The organism is Streptomyces sp. NPDC008092 (genome assembly GCF_042957285.1).
Taxonomy (GTDB): Bacteria; Actinomycetota; Actinomycetes; order Streptomycetales; family Streptomycetaceae; genus Streptomyces.
Genome location: NZ_JBIBHY010000001.1, coordinates 51,798 through 69,729, shown reverse-complemented (window position 1 = coordinate 69,729; position 17,932 = coordinate 51,798). Strand labels below are relative to the sequence as shown.

Sequence of the window (17,932 nt, the reverse complement as noted above, 5' to 3'; positions counted from 1 at the left end):
GCTTCCGCTTACCGGGCGGAAGTGTTTCCACGTTCAGGGGAGGACGTCCACCCATGCGAAGACTCCACGCCCTGTGGGCCGTGGCAGGAGCGGCCGGACTGCTCGCGGGGGCGCTCACGCCCGCGACAGCCGCTCCGGGGTCCACGGTCACCACACCCGTCACACCCCTCACGGGTCCGAGCACCGGCACCCCGCCGCAGACCGTCACCCTCATCACCGGCGACACGGTGACCCTCACCGTCGGACCGGACGGCAAGAACGCCGTCGACGTCCGGCGCGGCAAGGGCCGCGAGGCCGCCACCTTCCTGTCGAGCGAGAAGGACGGCGAGATCAGCGTCCTGCCGGCGGACGCCATCCCGCTGATCAAGGCGGGCCGCCTCGACCCGGCCCTGTTCAACGTCTCCGAGCTGGTCGCACAGGGGTACACGGACGCGAAGACCGCCAGCACCCCGGTCATCGCGACGTACGGCAAGGGCGCCGAGACCCCCGAGGGCGCGCGCCGGACGCTGGCGCTGCCCGGGATCGACGGTGCGGCGCTCAGTGCGAGGAAGTCGAGCGCGTTCTGGTCGGACATCGCCCCGCCGCTCGGCACCGCGCCCACCGCGAAGGCCGCGAAGCGGCTCGGTGACGGCATCGACAAGATCTGGCTGGACGCCAGGGTGAAGGCGTCCCTCGACGTGAGCGTGCCGCAGATCGGCGCGCCCGAGGTGTGGAAGGCCGGATACGACGGCACGGGCGTCGAGGTCGCGGTCCTGGACACCGGCGTGGACCTCGGGCACCCGGACCTGGCCGGGAAGATCGCGGACTCGGCGAGCTTCGTACCGGACGAGACCGTGCAGGACGGCTTCGGCCACGGCACCCATGTGGCGTCCACGATCGTCGGCTCGGGCGCGGCCTCGGGCGGCCGGTACAAGGGGGTGGCCCCGGGCGCCCGGCTGCTGGTCGGCAAGGTGCTGGACAACACGGGCAGCGGTCAGGCCTCCTGGATCATCGCGGGCATGGAGTGGGCGGCGCACTCCGGCGCGAAGATCGTCTCCATGTCCCTGGGCGGTACGGCGTCCGGCCCCTCCGACGTGCTCAGCGAGACCGTCGACGACCTGTCCGCGGCCACCGGCACGCTGTTCGTGATCGCGGCGGGCAACGCGGGACCGGGCGAGCAGACCGTGGGCACCCCGGGCATCGCCGACTCCGCGCTGACGGTGGGCGCCGTCGACAAGTCGGACCAGCTGGCCTCGTTCTCCAGCCGGGGTCCGCGCATCGGCGACTACGCGGTCAAGCCGGAGATCACCGCACCGGGCGTGAACATCACGGCGGCCCGCGCCGCGGGCACCAGCATGCCGGGCAGTACGCCGGTCGACGACTACTACACGACGGCGAGCGGTACGTCGATGGCCACCCCGCATGTCGCGGGCACCGCGGCACTGGTCGCCGAGGCGCATCCGGACTGGACGGGCGAGCAGATCAAGGAGGCCCTCGCCAGCACCGCGAAGACGAACCCCGACGACTCCGTGTTCGAGCAGGGCGACGGCCGGGTCGACGCGGTACGGGCGGTCGAGCAGGACGTCTTCGCGACCTCGGCGCTGAGCTTCGGCGAGTTCGAGGACGGCGACACCGGGGCCGTCGAGAAGGACATCACGTACACCAACACCACCGACAAGGCGGTGGAGTTGAAGATCTCGTCGTCGCTCGCCGACCTCACGCTGGGCGCCGACGCGCTGACCGTGCCCGCGCACGGCACCGCCACGCTCCCGGTCACCGTCGACCCGGCGCAGGAGGCCAAGGGCCGCTACACCGGCCATGTCACGGCGAGTGCCGACGGCGTCCAGGTCACCACGGGCGTCGGCTTCGAGAGGGCGCCGAAGACGTACGACCTCAAGCTCTCGATCGTGGACCGCGAGGGCAACCCGTCCGCCGGGGCGTCGATCTACACGCTCCAGGAGCTGAACGGCGCCTACCCCGACGAGTACGGCTTCATCGGCTCCGGCTGGACCTGGCGGGTGCCGGCCGGCACCTACTCCATCGCGACCTGGATCCCGGACCGGGACGCGGGCGGTCTGGCCGTGGGCACGTCGATCGTCGGCAACCCGGAGATCAAGGTCGACGGGGACACCGCGGTGGTGCTCGACGCCCGCAAGGCGGTGGAGATCAAACCGAAGACCAAGGAGGACTCCGAGTTCCAGGGCTTCAGCACCAACTGGTACCGCAGCGGGCCGGGCAGCGCCTGGGGGCTCACCTACAGCCAGGGCTTCTGGACCGATCACGTCTACGTGGCGCCGACCCAGCAGGTCACCGAGGGCACTCTGAGCTTCTACGCCAAGTTCCGCCTGTACGCGAAGGAGTTGACGGCGAGCGTCACCGGTTCGCAGAAGACGTCGCTCTCCTCGCTCTACTACTGCCAGACCTACGAGGACTTCCCGTTGAAGTTCAGCGGTGAGCACACGGTCCAGGCGGTGGACGCGGGCGGCGGTACCGAGGCCGACTTCGCGGGGCTCGACGTGAAGGGCAAGGTGGCGGTGGTCGCGCTCGGCGCCACGGAGCGGGCGCAGTCCGCCCTGGACAACGCGACCAAGGCCGGGGCAGGTTACCTGATCGCCTACCGCAAGACCCCGGGCTTCTGGATCGAGGCGGTGGACCGGGCGACCACCGTCCCGCTGATGATCGCCACCGGCGAGCAGGGCGCCGCGCTCGGCAGCCTGCTGAAGACCGGCAAGAAGGTCAAGCTGAAGCTGGACTCCACGCCGACCAGCCCCTACGTCTACAACCTGCTCGCCGCGCAGAGCGGTGCCATCACCGCGGACCAGACCTACCGCCTGGACAAGTCCGACACGGTGAAGGGGAAGGCGCGTTACTACGGTGCCACGGCCGACGACATGGGCGCGGACACCCTGTACACCTTCCGGCCCTGGCAGCGCTTCGGCATCGAGACCAGCGTGCCGACGCGGTTGGGCACGGAGCGCGACGAGTACTACTACGTCGACCCGGACACCCGTACCTGGCACGTCGTCTATCCGAAGTGGGACACGCTCAAGGGCGAGTGGAGCCCGCTGCGCACCTTCACCGAGCCCGGAACCGAGCCCACCGAGGACTGGCTGCGCCAGGTCGTCCGGCCGGGCAGCAGCACGGAGTACGGGCTCTCCGCGCGTGACGGCGACAGACTCACCTTCCGGGTGCCGGAGTTGACCGACTCGACGCCGGGCCACTACGGAGCCATCGACGGCATCGACAACACCGCGAAGGGCAAGCTCTACGCGGACGGGCAACTGGTCGGCGACTCCACGCTCGGCGGATACGGCACCTTCGACGTGGCGGCGGACCGGGCCGCCTACCGCTTCGAACTGGACGTGCAGCGCAGGGCGGCGTGGGCCAGGTACTCGACGAGCACGCACACCGAGTGGACCTTCCCCTCGGCGCACACCGACACCAAGACGGCGCTGCCGCTGCTCACCGTCGGCATCAGCCCGAAGGGCCTGGACCTGCTCAACCGGGCCGACCGCGGGCACACGGTGAAGATCGCGCTGCCGGTCGCGAACCAGCTCGGGAGCGTGCGGGCGACCAGTCTGCAGGCCTGGGTCTCCTACGACAACGGCACGTCCTGGAAGGAAGTGAAGGTCAAGAAGGGCACCGCGCGGTTCCGGCCGGAGAAGGGTGCCGAGACGGTGTCGCTGCGGGTGCGGGCCACGGACGGGGACGGCGACGGGATCGACCAGACCGTGCTGCGGGCGTTCGGCCTGAAGTGAGCAACGCCCCGACGAGCCACGGTAAGGATCCTTAACAAAGACCCTCTACCGTGGCGAGCCATGGTGAACAGGGCACAAGATCCGGCACGACAGACCCCTGCCGCGAGCCCCTGGGCCGCGGTGGGGGTCTCCGCCTTCGACGAGGTGGTGTACCAGTCGATCCTGCATCAGCCCGACGCGGGAGCGGCCGGCTGGGCGCTGCTGACCAGGGCGACCCCGGCCCAGCTGCGCGAGGCCTGCAACCGGCTGCTCGCCCTGGGGCTGCTCCAGCCGCCGGACTCCATGGGCGGGTTGCGCGCGGTCGACCCGCGGGTGGCGATCCGTGCGCTGATCCGGCGGCGCGAGACGGAGTCCGAACTGCTCGCCGCCACCGCCGAGGAGATGGCCACGGCGTACGAGGCCGGGCTGCTGCGCGAGGAGCCGTCCCGGCTGATCGAGGTCGCCTCCGGCGAGGGCGCCATCGCGGCCCGCCTGGAGGAGATGTACGCCCGCGCCGAGCACGAGGTGTGCCTCTTCGACACCCCGCCGTACCTCGCCCCGCCCGCACCGCAGGCGGACCTGCAGGCCGATCTGCTGAAGCGCGGGATCGTCTCACGCGGCCTCTACGCGGCGAGCGACCTGGAGGATCCGAGCGCACTGTCCCGCGTCCGGAACATGGTCGAACTCGGCGAGCAGGCCCGGGTGTTGCCGTCCGTGCCGCTCAAGCTGCTGGTGGTCGACGGACGCCGGGCGATGCTCCCGCTGACCTCGTCCGCGGCGGGCGGCTACTGCGCCGTCGTCGTCTGGCACTCGGCGGTCACCGAGGCCCTGCAGAAGCTCTTCGAACTGGCCTGGCAGCAGGCGACTCCGCTCGGCCGGCCCGAAGTGGGCGGCGAACTCTCCGAGGACGAGCAGACGTTGACGCGGCTGCTGGCGGCCGGGATGAAGGACGAGGCGGTGGCCCGCCATCTGGGGGTGAGCCTGCGCACCCTGCGGCGGCGGGTGAGCGACCTGCAGGAACGGTTCGGGGCGGCGAGCCGGTTCCAGCTGGGGCTGCGGGCCGCCCAGCGCGGCTGGCTGTAGCGGAACGAGGCGGGCCGCACCCCCGTCACCGGGGATGCGGCCCTCAGGGACCTCTTGCGCCTACTTGCGGATCAGGCTGCGCAGCACGTACTGCATGATGCCGCCGTTGCGGTAGTAGTCGGCCTCACCGGGGGTGTCGATGCGGACGACCGCGTCGAACTCGACGCCCGTGTCGGTGGTGACCTTCACCGTGCGCGGGGTGGTGCCGTTGTTCAGCTCCTCGACGCCGGTGAAGGAGAAGGTCTCCTCGCCGGTCAGGCCGAGGGACTCGGCGGTGGCGCCCTCCGGGAACTGCAGCGGCAGCACGCCCATGCCGATCAGGTTCGAGCGGTGGATGCGCTCGTAGGACTCGGCGATGACGGCCTTCACGCCGAGCAGCGCGGTGCCCTTGGCGGCCCAGTCGCGGGACGAGCCGGAGCCGTACTCCTTGCCGGCCAGGACGACCAGCGGGATGCCCTGCTCGATGTAGTTGCGGGAGGCGTCGTAGATGAACGCCACCGGCGCGTCGGCCTGGGTGAAGTCGCGGGTGTAGCCGCCTTCCGTCCCCGGCGCGATCTGGTTGCGCAGGCGGATGTTGGCGAACGTACCGCGGATCATGACCTCGTGGTTGCCTCGGCGGGAGCCGTAGCTGTTGAAGTCACGACGCTCCACACCGTGCTCGGTGAGGTACTTGCCGGCCGGGGTGTCGGCCTTGATGGCACCGGCCGGGGAGATGTGGTCCGTCGTCACCGAGTCGCCGAGCTTGGCGAGGACGCGGGCGCCGGCGATGTCGGTGACCGGGGACGGCTCGTGCTGCATGCCCTCGAAGTAAGGGGGCTTGCGGACATAGGTCGACTCGGCGTCCCACTCGAAGGTGTTGCCGGTCGGGACCGGGAGGGACTGCCACTGGGCGTCACCGGCGAAGACGTCGGCGTAGGACTTGTTGAACATGTCCTCGCCGATCGCGTTGGCGACGACGTCGTTGACCTCGGCCTCGGTCGGCCAGATGTCCGACAGGTAGACCGGCTTGCCGTCCTGGTCGGTGCCGAGGGCGTCCTTGGTGATGTCCACCTTCATGGAGCCCGCGAGCGCGTAGGCGACCACCAGCGGCGGGGAGGCCAGGTAGTTCATCTTGACGTCGGGGTTGATCCGGCCCTCGAAGTTGCGGTTGCCCGAGAGGACCGAGGTCACGGCCAGGTCGTGGTCGTTGACCGCCTTGGAGACCTCCTCCGGCAGCGGGCCGGAGTTGCCGATGCAGGTGGTGCAGCCGTAACCGACCAGGTTGAAGCCGACCTTGTCGAGGTAGGGGGTCAGGCCCGCCTTCTCGAAGTAGTCGGTGACGACCTTGGAGCCCGGGGCGAGGGTGGTCTTGACCCACGGCTTGCGGGTCAGGCCCTTCTCGACCGCCTTCTTGGCCACCAGGGCGGCGGCGACCATGACGTACGGGTTCGAGGTGTTGGTGCAGGAGGTGATGGCCGCGACGGTGACCGCGCCGTGGTCGATCTCGTACGTGGTGCCGTCGGGGGCGGTGACGGTGACCGGGTTGGTCGGGACGCCGTTGGAGGACGCCGGGGCGTCGGAGGCCGGGAAGGACTCCTTGCCCGCCTCGTCGGCGGTGTCCACGTAGTTGCGGACGTCCGTCTTGAACTGCTCGGCGGCGTTGGCGAGGACGATACGGTCCTGCGGGCGCTTCGGGCCGGCGATGGAGGGGACGACGGTGGCGAGGTCCAGCTCCAGCTTCTCGGAGAAGTCGGGCTCGGCCTTCGGGTCCAGCCAGAGGCCCTGCTCCTTGGCGTACGCCTCGACGAGCGCGACCTGCTGGGCGTCGCGGCCGGTCAGACGCAGGTAGTTCAGGGTCTCGTCGTCGATCGGGAAGATCGCGGCGGTGGAGCCGAACTCCGGCGACATGTTGCCGATGGTGGCGCGGTTGGCGAGGCTCGTGGCCGCCACACCCTCGCCGTAGAACTCGACGAACTTGCCGACGACGCCGTGCTTGCGCAGCATCTCGGTGATGGTGAGGACGAGGTCCGTGGCGGTCGTGCCCGGCTTCAGCTCACCGGTCAGCTTGAAGCCGACGACGCGCGGGATGAGCATGGAGACCGGCTGGCCGAGCATCGCGGCCTCGGCCTCGATGCCGCCGACGCCCCAGCCGAGCACGCCGAGGCCGTTGACCATGGTGGTGTGCGAGTCGGTGCCGACCAGGGTGTCCGGGTAGGCCTGCCCGTTGCGCACCATGACGGTCCGCGCGAGGTGCTCGATGTTCACCTGGTGGACGATGCCGGTGCCCGGGGGGACGACCTTGAACTCGTCGAAGGCGGTCTGGCCCCAGCGCAGGAACTGGTAGCGCTCCTTGTTGCGGCCGTACTCCAGCTCGACGTTCTGCTTGAAGGCGTCGTTGGTGCCGAACTTGTCGGCGATGACGGAGTGGTCGATGACCAGCTCGGCCGGGGCCAGCGGGTTGATCTTCGCCGGGTCGCCGCCCAGCTCCTTCACGGCCTCACGCATGGTGGCGAGGTCCACGACACAGGGCACGCCGGTGAAGTCCTGCATGATCACGCGGGCCGGCGTGAACTGGATCTCCTGGCTGGGCTGGGCCTGCGAGTCCCAGCCGCCGAGGGCGCGGATGTGGTCGGCGGTGATGTTCGCGCCGTCCTCCGTGCGGAGCAGGTTCTCCAGCAGCACCTTCAGGCTGTACGGAAGGCGAGCCGAGCCTTCCACCTTGTCCAGCCGGAAGATCTCGTACGACTCGTCGCCCACCTGCAGCGTGCTGCGGGCGTCGAAGCTGTTCGCCGACACGACAGTCTCCTTCATTGATGTGCGCGTACCACCGTCATCGTGCCGCCACGCCGACTTGGCCGATCCAGTAAGGTCAGGCTAAGTTAGGCATGCCTTACCAGAGTGGCGGCTTAGGTGCGCCCGGGCAGATATCTCGATGTCGAGATAACTCTAGTACACGGGCGCGGGTTGGTCATGCCCGGACCCGCTGTGTTGTGCGCCGCCGCGCCGCCGTCACCGGCCGCCGGCCCACGGCTGCCCTGGTCGGCCGGGCCTGCCGTCGAGTGCCGCCGCCTCCCGAAGCCACCGGATCTCCTGGGCCCGGAGCGCGTTCCGCTCGGTGTCGTCGGCCGCCCGGAGCCGGCGGACCGCGGCGGCGAGCCCGAGACGGCGCAGGGTGGCGGCGCGGGCGGCCGGGGCCGGCGCGGCGGGACGCGCCGCGAGCGCCACCCGCAGCAGACCGAGCGCGCGGTCGGCGTCCCGGGCGGGGACGGCGGCACCGCGGAGCACGAGGGCGGCGCCGAGTTCGTCGACGGCGGTGATCCAGTCGGCCAGCGACCACGCGGCCGGGCCGCACGCCGCGGGTGCGGGCGGCAGGGCGACCGCCCGGCCGAGCGCCTCGCACGCGGCCGCCACGTGCTCGGCCGGGTCCCCCGGCGGCAGGGCCAGGTGCACGGCCGCGGCACCGAGCAGGGCCCTGGCCCGCTGGGCCGGCGCCGCGAGCCGGTCCCACAGGAGTACGGCCTCCCGCGCGGCGCACAGCGCCCGCTCCAGGTTCTCCCCCCGCTCGCCCGTCGTGCGCCGGACGAGCATGGCGGCCTGCGAGGTCAGGACGGCGGCGCGGACGGCTCCGCCGCATCCGGTCGCGAGCGCCTCGCCGTACGCGGTCAGCGCCGCCTCGACGCGGTCCCGCTCCGCGTGGCCGGAGCGGGACTCCGCGAGCAGGCCATGGGCCAGGCCGATGTGCCAGCGGGCGTAGCCCCGCTGCTCGGCGGAGGCGTCGTGCGCCGTCCGGGCCACCGCGGTGAGGAAGGAGAGTGCCGCGTCGGCCAGTTCGGCGTCCCGCGTACGGTCGGCCCAGGTCAGCAGGGCGATGCTCTCGCGGAGCGGTCCGGTGCTGGGATGCCGCTCGTCCAGCGGCACTTCGGGATCGCGCACGAACGCCGTGCCGCGGCGCGGCGGCGGTACGGGGAGTGCGGTGCGCGCGGTGAGCGCGGCCACCGCGGTGCACAGGCCGTCGACGACGGCCTCCCACTCGGCGGGACGCACCGCCGGATCGACCACGACCAGACCGCGGTGCCCGGCGGCGAGCGCCTTCCAGTGGGCGTCGACGGTGGGCGGTGGTGCGGCGGAGCCCACGGGCGGCGGGCTTGCCGGTGGCGGGCCTGCCGGTGGCGAGCATGCCGGTGGCGAGCCCGCGGGCGATGGACCTGCCGGTGGCGGACCAACGAGCGGTGGACCAGCCGGTGACGGACCCGCAGGCAGTGGACCCGCCGGTGACGCGCCCTCGGGCGATGGACCCGCCGCTGACCACCCCGCCGGAAACGGATCCGCAGACAGAGGCCCCGCCAGTGACGGACCCGCCGGTGACGGACCCGCAGGCAGTGGACCCGCAGGTGACACACCCTCGGGCGATGGACCCGCCAGAGACGGACCCGCAGGCGATGGACCCGTCGGTGACACACCTGCCGGTGACGCACCGGCGGGCAGTGGCCCCGCCAGTGGCGGACCCGCCAGAGACGGACCCGCAGGCGATGGACCCGTCGGTGACACGCCTGTCGGTGACGCACCCGCGGGCAGTGGCCCCGCCAGTGGCGGACCCTCCAGTGGCCTCACCGGTGGCCGTGTCCGTACGGCCGGGGAACTCCCCTGCGGTTCCCCGGCCGCGTCCCTCGCCCCCGTCGGCTCCCCTGGCTTCCCCGACCTCCCTGGCTCCTCTGGCTCCTCTGGCTCCTCTGGCTTCCCCCGTGGCGCGGTGCCGTTCGGGTCGGTCCGTGCCCCGTGGTGGAGGAGGGCGAGGAAGGCCTGCCAGAGGGCCTGGCTCTCCGCGGGAGGCAGGCCGCGGAGCCGGCCCAGGGCGGTCTCCCGGCGGCGGCCCTCGTCCTCCGCGAGGATCGAGGCGATCGCTTCGAGCGCGGCCGCGGCGCGTTCCGGGCCCACGCGGGCCGCCAGCCGGAGCACCGCCGCGCGGACGAACGCCTCGTGCGCCTCCCGGGGCCGCCCGGCCGCGTCGAGCCGCTCCGCCCGGGCCCGGAGCCGGTCCGCGACGGAGGGCCGGAGCAGCCCGGGCAGGCCCGGCACGAGCGCGAGCAGGTGGCGCGCCGACGCCGCCGTACGGCAGTGCTCCAGCAGGACCGTCTCGGACGGTGCCCCGCCCCCGTCCCGGCCATCGGAATCCGCCGCGTTCACCCCCGGTCGCCTCCGTCCCACGGCTCCTGCCCGGTCCGGGTCAGACCGAGCTCAGCAGCACCACCAGCAGGGCCGCGGACAGGATCAGTACGGTGACCGTCAGCGCGCCGACGATGCTCCACGCCCGGTCCACGGGCCGTCCGACGACCGGCTCGGCCCGCCCGCCGCCCGCGACCGCGGGTCCGCCGGCGCCTCCCGGGCTTCGAGGGCCGCCGCGGCCGCGTGGGCCCTGGCCCCCAGGTTCCGGGCTCCCCGGCCGGCCTGGTCCAGGGTCGTGCCCGCCAGCCGCAGGAGCCCCGCCGTGGTCCTGCGGTACGGGAACGCGCGCGGGTCCGCCGCCTGTTGCCACCGGGACGGGCTGCGCGGCCGGCGATCGGGGGCGGCCCGAGAGGGCCGCCTGGATACTCCTCTGCGAGTGGTAGGTGTCCTGGGTGACGCAGGGCAGCAGCGCTCCGCGCGCCGGCACCCGGACCTCGTCGGCGGGACGCACCCCGAAGGTGTCGGAGTCGGCGTCGTGGAAGTCCTTGACGACGTCCGCGTACAGGCCGTGCACGAGCTGGAAGAGTTCCCGCGTGGCCTCGTCGGTCCGCGGCCGGTCCCGGCGGACGACGCCCTCCATCAGTGGCGTGCGGCGCCCGTGGTTGCGCACGTACTCGACGTCCTGGCCGACGTCGGCTCCCGTCAGGTAGACCACCCGGTACAGCAGCCACAGGGAGTTCCCGGACCGGTCGCGGTACTCGCGCAAGTAGGCGCTGTCGTCCGAGACTTCGCCGCCCGCGACGCTGGTGAGCAGTCCGTGCGTCCGGGTGTCGGCGAGGAACCTGGGGGCGACCACCACCTGGAAGTCGTGGCTGGCGGTGCGGGTGATGACGAAGGGCCAGGCGTCCGGCCGGTCCGAAGCGGTCGGCGGCCCGTCCGTTCCGAAGGTCATGAGGCCTCCTTCAGCACGCGCGACCCCGGGTGCACGGCCTCGAACTCGGCCAGCACGGCGTCGAACACCTCGGCCATGCGCGTCAGCGCCTCGTCCTCCGAACGCGCCTGCAGCATCTGTCCGCGCACCTGGGCGATCTCCCGCTCGACCTGCTGCCTGCGCTCGGCGATCCGGGTCCTGCCGTACTCCTCCGCGGCGCCGAGGACGTCCTGCTGGATCGTCCGCAGCAGGGGCGAGCGGGCGGGCCGGGCGCCCAGGACCGTGCGCAGCAAGGACAGTTTGCCGTCCCACCCGTCCATCCGGACCAGCCGCTGCCGATGCTGCTCAAGGAGCGGGCCCGCGCCCTCGGCCCGGTGCGCCGAGGCCCGCAGCTCGTCGCGGACCAGGTCCACCAGGACGGCCATGAACGGTATCTCGACGTTGTACGGCCTCGGGTACGTGCCGGCCTTGACCTGCTTGACCATGGTGCGGGAGGCGGGGTCCAGGACCGCGTACCCCTGGCCGAGCGCGCTCACCGGGATGAAGCGGAACGTCCCGACGGACTTCCGGCTGAGCCGGTCCAGGTAGAAGTCCGCGAAGTCCGGATGCTCCAGCAGACCGTCGAGCACGCTGCGCAGCGTGTGACCGGCCGCCTGCAGCAGATCCCACTTGGTGACGACCACGTGCACCGCGGCGTCGCTCTGCTGGATCTCGTTGAAGATCGCGATGAGTTCGTCGGTGAGGCCGGGCTCGCCGTCGAGCTGGCGGAGCACCTTCTCGCCGTCCAGGAGGAGCAGCAGGAACCTGGAGGCCCTGACCCGGTCCCAGACCGCCTGGCCCGCCTCGCTCTCCCAGGCGTCCGCGATCTGCATGAACGCGCCCGAATAGTCGAGGTAGGAGAGTGCGAAGGGGCTGAAGACCTCGCCCTCCTCGGTCCGGAGCGAACACGTGAACGTCCATTCCGTGGTGTTCGCCTGCATGCTGGGGTCGGGCCACTCGTCGGGCGCTCCGGAGGTCACCTCGCGGAAGATGTTGTTCAGTCTGATCTTGTCTGCGCCGGGGACGTTCACGAAGAACCCCGTGTCCGACCGCTGGATGGCCAGCCGGCGGAAGAGGCTGGCCAGGTAGAGGGTCTTGCCCGAGCCGGACGGCCCGAGCACGGTGACAGGAATCGTGTCCATGCAGTGCCTCGTTCGGTGACGCGGAACAGCGTCGCGGGGACACGGGCCCCGCGGCACACCCCCCGTGTGGAGCGGTACGGCGACCGTAAGCGGCGGTTCGTCCGGAACCCATCCCAACCATCTGGGATATCCGTACAGTTGCGGATATGCCTCGACCCGCCGCAGAGCCCTGGCCAGAGCCCACCGCGGGCCGTTCCGGTTCGTTACGTGCCCGTTCCGGCGACCTGGTGGACGCCTTCGAGCGCCACTCCCGCCGGCTGCTCGCCACCGCGCCCGCCTCCGGCGCCGCCCTGGAGGTGCTGGGCGCCGCCGCCCGGTGCCTGCTCCGGCAGGTGCCCGCCGACGTGTGGTGCGGGGTGCTGCTCGATCCGGCGACGCTGCTGGACACCGGCGGCCGCCACGAACAGGGTTTCCCCGAACGCGTGATGCCCCGGCTCTTCGAGATCGAACATGCCGAGCAGGCGGGCGTCGACAACATCCGGGCGCTGTCCCGCCGTACCGAGCCGGCCAGTCTGCTGAGCCTGTCCACGGGCCGGCGGCTGGAGGACAACGTCTACTACCGGGACATCCTGCACCCCGAGGGCCTCGCCGACGAGCTGCGCGTGGCGCTGCGGGACCGGGGGCACTGCTGGGGTCTGCTGGTGCTCTGCCGGGCCCGGGGCACGACGCCGTTCTCGCCCGCCGACGTGGCGCTCGCGGCCCGGCTCAGCACTCCGGCGGGGCGGGCGCTGCGCCAGGCGTTCCTGCTGGGCGGCACGGACCTGGGCGACACCCCGGACGCGCCCGGTCTCGTCATCCTCGACCGGAACGGGCGGATCCAGCAGGCCACGCCGACCGCGCGGCACTGGCTCGGCCAGATCCAGGAGAGCCGTCCGACCGACGAGGAGACGGGTCCGCTCGCCCTGCAGGCGGTGGCGGCCAGGGTCCGCACCACCGCGCACGGGAACTCCGGGGAGGACACCCGGAAGGACACCGGGGAGTCACCGGCCCCGGTCCACTCGACCCGCTCCCGGGTACGGACCCACAGCGGCCACTGGGTCACCCTGCACGCCACGCATCTGGCGGCTCCCGGTGACGGCGAGCCGACCGGTCAGGACGAAGCGGGCGGGACCGGCGCGGGCGCCGGGCACACGTACGTCTCGGTCGGTCTCAGCCAGCCCGGCGAACTCGCCGCGATCGTGCTCGACGCGTACGGCCTCTCGGCGCGCGAACGCCAGATCGCCCAGCGGGTGCTCGTGGGCCGGTCCACCACCGAGATCGTGGACGAGCTGGCGATCACCGAGGACACCGTCCAGGACCACCTCAAGAAGATCTTCCGCAAGGCGGACGTGCACAGCCGCCGCGAACTCATGGAAGAGGTCTTCTTCCACCACTACCTGCCCGGCCTGGTCCAGCCCCCGCTGACCACGGACGGCAGGAGACGTCCGCGGGGCCGCGCCGCCGGGAAGGAGGCCTCCGGGAGAGAGGCCGCCGGGAAGGAGGCCTCCGGACCGGGCTGAGGGCGCCGGGCCGGGTGGCCGTTGCCGGTGTCGCTGTCGCTGTCGGTGCCGGCCGCGGGGTCCGCGTGGTCTTCGTCTCAGGCGGGCTCGATCCAGCCGTAGGCGGTGAGGTCGGCCAGAAGACGGGCGACCGGCGTCGCGGCCTCGGCCGGGGAGCAGCCGGCTGCGGTGGCGAGCGTGGTCACCAGGTCCTGTTCGGTGCACGGTTCGCGCAGCGCCTCCAGGAGGATGCGGGCCGCCCGGTTGACGCGGGCGGCGGTGAAGGTGGTGTCGTCGATCACCTGTGCGCCGCCGTCCGGCTCCGGACGGAGGTGCACGGAACCCGGAAGGCGGATCACCGGCGTGTCGGAAACCGGGTCAGAGCGTGTCAAGCCGGGCCTCCCGCGAGATGAAGTCGAAGTGCATACCGGTCAGCCCGTTGCCCACCCCCAGATGGACGCCCGCGGCACCCTCGTTGAGCAGGCAGTTCAGGCCCCAGTCCACCCGGTCGGCGGAGAGCACACCGGTGCCGACGGCGACCTCGGTGACCGCGCCCCGGTACTCCGGCCCGCTCGTGGCGTGGATGCCGTCGGCGAAGGGGCCGAACCCGTCGACGAACCGGTTGTCCCGGATCTCCACGGACAGCGGACAGGATTTCCGCATCTCCTCCGCCATTTCGGCGGCGGCCCTGAATTGGCCGGCGCGGGCGCCTTTCAGTTCTCGGTGCTTGGCGACGAGTACGGAATCTATTCGCAAGGTTCCGGAAACGGTGAGGTCGGTGTCGACGCGGCCGGCCAGATCGGTGGGCGACATGGCCACCTCGAAATAGTTTCCGATGGTGGAGTGCTCGTCCGGGAGGAGTTCGGGACGGGTACGGCTGGAGAGCTGGAGTTGTTCCGGAAGACGGATGGTGAGATCGGTCCCGGGACCGGTCATCCGTACTTCTTCGCGGGCCAGGAGAAGTTGGGAGATGATTCGCCGGTTCGCCGCGACACAGCCCGGGATGTCGATCTCGGCGAACCTTTCCAGGGCGTATCTGGCGGCCTGCGGGTCGGCGGAGAAGGAGGCCAGCGGAATCCACAGCACACTGGACCCGGAGAAGAGGCCGCGCAGGGCCCGCCGGGACGGCAGCCGGCCGTAGTCCACCGGTACCGCGACCGCTCGTGACGGCGCCGGTGCACGGCCGTCCAGCACGCAGCCGAACGTCGACGCCGGCACCCCCTGCGCGGCCAGCCAGTCCGCGAGACCGGGCTCATCGGTCAGGATGCTCACCTCCTGACCTGCGAAGATCACGTCCAGGTTGGCCAGCAGCCCGTCACGCATCGGGCACCAGCGCGGCCAGGCAGGGGCAGGTCGGGATGTCGCCCAGACGGCTCTTGAGGACCGTGGGCGCCTGCCGCCGCACTCCCCCTGCGGCATCCGCGCCGGGCTCCGGGCTCCCGTCCGGAATCCTCAGGGCGCGGCCGTAGATGTCACCGTCGCTCGCCACGCCTTCCGCCACCCAAATACTCCGAGACATATGCGCTCCCCACTGTGTGCGGTGAGAGTGCGGGAATTCCGGGAACCGCCGCCGGAAGACCTCCGTGCGGCCCGCCGGCGGCGGATTCCGGTACAGCGGAGCGTGCATCAGATTCCGTTGTAGATGATCGCGAGGAACGGCTTGGGGTGCTCGCCCTCGGGCGTCATGGCGGTCGTTCCGCGGTCGGCGTCGAGGGAGCCGAGCGGGGTGATCTCCGGGACTTCCAGATTTCCGACGAGCTGAGCGTTCTCAATGGCTGCCTGGGGCATTTCGCGTACCTCCGACTTGAGCCTGACGACACGTGCCGGTACCGAGTGCCGGGCACCACTCCAGCGTACGGAGGAAAGGCATCCGGACAACGGCCGGCGGTATTCCTGACCAAACGTTGGGAGCCGTCTTGACGCGCTCTCACCCCGCCCTTGTGCGATTCGGAACCATGGTCGACGGGCCGAACGGCCAGGCTCGTTGACAAGGCGTCACCCGAACGGACCCTCCGACGGGCGGCATCTCATATCTGAGATAACCTCGGCCTCATGGCAGACGACTACCTCGTACGCATCGGCAAGCTCATCCGTGACGCCCGGCAACACCGCGGCTGGACACAGACTCAGCTCGCGGAGGCGCTCGGCACCAGTCAGAGCGCTGTCAACCGCATCGAGCGCGGCAACCAAAACATCAGCCTTGAGATGATCGCTCGAATCGGTGAGGCCCTGGACAGCGAGATCGTCTCACTGGGCTACGCGGGCCCGATGCATCTGCGGGTGGTCGGCGGCCGCCGGCTGTCCGGCGCCATCGACGTGAAGACCAGCAAGAACGCGTGCGTGGCCCTGCTGTGCGCCTCGCTGCTCAACAAGGGGCGCACGGTGCTGCGCCGGGTGGCCAGGATCGAGGAGGTGTACCGCCTGCTGGAGGTGCTCAACTCCATCGGCGTGCGCACCCGCTGGATCAACGACGGCGTCGACCTTGAGCTGGTGCCGCCCGCCGACCTCGACATGGCGTCGATCGACGCCGAGGCCGCCGTACGCACCCGCTCGATCATCATGTTCTTCGGCCCGCTGCTGCACCGCATGGACCAGTTCAAGCTGCCCTACGCCGGCGGCTGCGACCTGGGCACGCGGACCATCGAGCCGCACATGATCGCGCTGCGCCGGTTCGGCCTGGACATCGCCGCGACCGAGGGGCAGTACCACGCCCAGGTCGACCGTGCGATCCGCCCCGACCGCCCGATCGTGCTGACCGAGCGCGGCGACACGGTGACCGAGAACGCGCTGCTGGCCGCCGCCCGGCACGACGGCGTCACCGTCATCCGCAACGCCTCCTCCAACTACATGGTCCAGGACCTCTGCTTCTTCCTGGAGGCGCTCGGCGTCAAGGTCGAGGGCATCGGCACCACGACCCTGACCGTGCACGGCGTCCCGAACATCGACGTGGACGTGGACTACTCCCCCTCCGAGGACCCGGTGGAGGCGATGAGCCTGCTGGCCGCGGCCGTCGTCACCGAGTCGGAACTGACGGTCCGCCGCGTCCCCATCGAGTTCCTGGAGATCGAGCTCGCGGTCCTGGAGGAGATGGGCCTCGACCACGACCGCAGCCCCGAGTACTCCGCGGACAACGGCCGTACCCGCCTGATCGACCTCACGGTCCGCCCCTCCAAGCTGGAGGCGCCGATCGACAAGATCCACCCGATGCCCTTCCCCGGCCTGAACATCGACAACGTCCCGTTCTTCGCCGCCATCGCGGCGGTCGCCCAGGGCAAGACCCTCATCCACGACTGGGTCTACGACAACCGCGCGATCTACCTGACCGACCTGAACCGCCTCGGCGGCCGCCTCCAGCTCCTGGACCCGCACCGGGTCCTGGTCGAGGGCCCGACCCGCTGGCGCGCCGCCGAGATGATGTGCCCGCCGGCCCTGCGCCCCGCGGTCGTCGTCCTGCTGGCGATGATGGCGGCCGAGGGCACGTCGGTCCTGCGCAACGTGTACGTCATCAACCGCGGTTACGAGGACCTCGCAGAACGCCTGAACTCGATCGGGGCACAGATCGAGATCTTCCGGGACATCTGATACGCGGATGCCGCCGCACTCGTCCCTGACGTGCTGAGTAGCAGGTCAGGAACGAGTACGGCGGCGTCTCCGGGCCTTCTCCGGGCCTCCGGGCCCGCGGTGGGCCAACGGCCGCGCTCCGCTGGCTCTGCCGGCCGGCCGCGGCCACGCGAGAACCGTCGCCGGTCGTCGTCGATGTCCCACCGCTCGGCGGGCGCGTTCAGCGCCTCGTCTCGTACCTGGTCAGGACCACGCCGCCGGGAAACGTCCGCGTCTCCACCAGGTCCAGGTTCGCCCAGCTGTCCAGCGCGGTGAAGAACGGTGTGCCGCCGCCCACCAGGACCGGATGGGTGACGATCGTGTACTCGTCGACCAGCCCGGCCCGCATCGCCGCCCCGGCGAGCGCTGCGCCACCGACCCGCATCGGCCCGCCGTCCCCGGCCTTGAGCCGGGTGATCTCCGCGACCGCGTCGCCGGTGACCAGGCGAGCGTTCCAGTCGACCTTGTCGACCGTCGAGGAGAACACCGCCTTCGGCGTGTCCCGCCAGTTGCGCGCGAACTCGATGTGCGCCGGGGTGGCACCCGGCTGCTGGTCGCCGGTCGGCCAGTAGGCGCTCATGGTCTCCCACAGCTTGCGCCCGTACAGCAACAGGCTGATCGCCCGCTCCTCGTCGAGCCACCACTGGAACAGTTCGTCGCTCGGCGCACTCCAGCCGAGGTCGTCGCCGGGCGCGGCGATATAGCCGTCCAGGGACAGGTTCATGCCGTAGAGCAGTCTCCGCATGGCGCCAGCCTTCCGTCAGCCGGTCGCGGAAGTCCAGACGGGCCTCGACCCCGAAT

At 71.4% G+C, this 17,932-nt stretch carries 13 protein-coding genes; 4 read left to right on the top strand and 9 right to left on the bottom strand.

Going from position 1 to position 17,932, the window contains the following annotated elements; genetic code table 11:
* Nucleotides 1-53: 53 nt before the first annotated feature.
* On the top strand, nucleotides 54-3,737 hold the full coding sequence (locus tag ACFZB3_RS00300) for a S8 family serine peptidase (RefSeq protein WP_391367310.1): 3,684 nt from the start codon (nucleotides 54-56) through the stop codon (nucleotides 3,735-3,737).
* A gap of 60 nt (nucleotides 3,738-3,797) precedes the next feature.
* On the top strand, nucleotides 3,798-4,799 hold the full coding sequence (locus ACFZB3_RS00295) for a helix-turn-helix transcriptional regulator (protein ID WP_391367307.1): 1,002 nt from the start codon (nucleotides 3,798-3,800) through the stop codon (nucleotides 4,797-4,799).
* Between the two features lie 60 nt (nucleotides 4,800-4,859).
* Here the strand turns inward: ACFZB3_RS00295 and acnA are convergent, their stop codons facing one another.
* From acnA to ACFZB3_RS00275, 4 genes are all read right to left on the bottom strand, one after another.
* Nucleotides 4,860-7,574 carry an aconitate hydratase AcnA gene (gene acnA, locus ACFZB3_RS00290; RefSeq protein WP_391367304.1) on the bottom strand — a complete coding sequence of 905 codons (2,715 nt, stop codon included), beginning with the start codon at nucleotides 7,572-7,574 and terminating at the stop codon, nucleotides 4,860-4,862.
* Nucleotides 7,575-7,787: 213 nt separating this feature from the next.
* The gene (locus ACFZB3_RS00285; RefSeq protein WP_391367301.1) at nucleotides 7,788-8,912 is read right to left on the bottom strand and encodes a hypothetical protein; all 1,125 of its coding nucleotides are present in this window, start codon (nucleotides 8,910-8,912) and stop codon (nucleotides 7,788-7,790) included.
* Between the two features lie 1,090 nt (nucleotides 8,913-10,002).
* The gene (locus ACFZB3_RS00280) at nucleotides 10,003-10,893 is read right to left on the bottom strand and encodes a hypothetical protein (RefSeq protein WP_391367298.1); all 891 of its coding nucleotides are present in this window, start codon (nucleotides 10,891-10,893) and stop codon (nucleotides 10,003-10,005) included.
* Nucleotides 10,890-12,053, bottom strand: a complete 1,164-nt coding sequence (locus tag ACFZB3_RS00275; protein ID WP_391367295.1) for a hypothetical protein — start codon at nucleotides 12,051-12,053, stop codon at nucleotides 10,890-10,892. The genes ACFZB3_RS00280 and ACFZB3_RS00275 overlap by 4 nt, the downstream gene beginning before the upstream one ends.
* A gap of 146 nt (nucleotides 12,054-12,199) precedes the next feature.
* Here ACFZB3_RS00275 and ACFZB3_RS00270 point away from each other — a divergent pair, with 146 nt between their 5' ends.
* On the top strand, nucleotides 12,200-13,552 hold the full coding sequence (locus tag ACFZB3_RS00270; protein WP_391367293.1) for a LuxR C-terminal-related transcriptional regulator: 1,353 nt from the start codon (nucleotides 12,200-12,202) through the stop codon (nucleotides 13,550-13,552).
* Nucleotides 13,553-13,629: 77 nt separating this feature from the next.
* Here the strand turns inward: ACFZB3_RS00270 and ACFZB3_RS00265 are convergent, their stop codons facing one another.
* From ACFZB3_RS00265 to ACFZB3_RS00250, 4 genes are all read right to left on the bottom strand, one after another.
* Nucleotides 13,630-13,923, bottom strand: a complete 294-nt coding sequence (locus ACFZB3_RS00265; protein WP_391367290.1) for a PqqD family peptide modification chaperone — start codon at nucleotides 13,921-13,923, stop codon at nucleotides 13,630-13,632.
* Nucleotides 13,910-14,854, bottom strand: coding sequence for a hypothetical protein (locus ACFZB3_RS00260; protein WP_391367287.1), 945 nt, complete (start codon nucleotides 14,852-14,854; stop codon nucleotides 13,910-13,912). The genes ACFZB3_RS00265 and ACFZB3_RS00260 overlap by 14 nt, the downstream gene beginning before the upstream one ends.
* Nucleotides 14,847-15,050, bottom strand: coding sequence for a hypothetical protein (locus ACFZB3_RS00255; protein ID WP_391367284.1), 204 nt, complete (start codon nucleotides 15,048-15,050; stop codon nucleotides 14,847-14,849). Before ACFZB3_RS00255 ends, ACFZB3_RS00260 begins: the two co-directional genes overlap by 8 nt.
* Before the next feature lie 107 nt (nucleotides 15,051-15,157).
* Entirely contained in the window at nucleotides 15,158-15,319 is a 162-nt protein-coding gene (locus ACFZB3_RS00250; protein ID WP_391367281.1) for a hypothetical protein, read from the bottom strand.
* Nucleotides 15,320-15,583: 264 nt separating this feature from the next.
* Here ACFZB3_RS00250 and ACFZB3_RS00245 point away from each other — a divergent pair, with 264 nt between their 5' ends.
* The gene (locus ACFZB3_RS00245; protein WP_391367278.1) at nucleotides 15,584-17,113 is read left to right on the top strand and encodes a UDP-N-acetylglucosamine 1-carboxyvinyltransferase; all 1,530 of its coding nucleotides are present in this window, start codon (nucleotides 15,584-15,586) and stop codon (nucleotides 17,111-17,113) included.
* Between the two features lie 199 nt (nucleotides 17,114-17,312).
* Here the strand turns inward: ACFZB3_RS00245 and ACFZB3_RS00240 are convergent, their stop codons facing one another.
* Entirely contained in the window at nucleotides 17,313-17,876 is a 564-nt protein-coding gene (locus tag ACFZB3_RS00240) for a dihydrofolate reductase family protein (RefSeq protein ID WP_391367275.1), read from the bottom strand.
* Nucleotides 17,877-17,932 lie beyond the last annotated feature (56 nt).

Excerpts from the sequence above, each read along its gene's own strand:
- ACFZB3_RS00295 (WP_391367307.1), top strand. The coding sequence starts at position 3,798 with ATGGTGAACAGGGCACAAGATCCGGCACGACAGACCCCTGCCGCGAGC.
- ACFZB3_RS00275 (WP_391367295.1), bottom strand. The coding sequence starts at position 12,053 with ATGGACACGATTCCTGTCACCGTGCTCGGGCCGTCCGGCTCGGGCAAG.
- ACFZB3_RS00245 (WP_391367278.1), top strand. The coding sequence starts at position 15,584 with ATGGCAGACGACTACCTCGTACGCATCGGCAAGCTCATCCGTGACGCC.
- ACFZB3_RS00270 (WP_391367293.1), top strand. The coding sequence starts at position 12,200 with ATGCCTCGACCCGCCGCAGAGCCCTGGCCAGAGCCCACCGCGGGCCGT.
- ACFZB3_RS00250 (WP_391367281.1), bottom strand. The coding sequence starts at position 15,319 with ATGCCCCAGGCAGCCATTGAGAACGCTCAGCTCGTCGGAAATCTGGAA.
- ACFZB3_RS00280 (WP_391367298.1), bottom strand. The coding sequence starts at position 10,893 with ATGACCTTCGGAACGGACGGGCCGCCGACCGCTTCGGACCGGCCGGAC.
- ACFZB3_RS00240 (WP_391367275.1), bottom strand. The coding sequence starts at position 17,876 with ATGCGGAGACTGCTCTACGGCATGAACCTGTCCCTGGACGGCTATATC.
- ACFZB3_RS00300 (WP_391367310.1), top strand. The coding sequence starts at position 54 with ATGCGAAGACTCCACGCCCTGTGGGCCGTGGCAGGAGCGGCCGGACTG.
- ACFZB3_RS00255 (WP_391367284.1), bottom strand. The coding sequence starts at position 15,050 with ATGTCTCGGAGTATTTGGGTGGCGGAAGGCGTGGCGAGCGACGGTGAC.
- ACFZB3_RS00260 (WP_391367287.1), bottom strand. The coding sequence starts at position 14,854 with ATGCGTGACGGGCTGCTGGCCAACCTGGACGTGATCTTCGCAGGTCAG.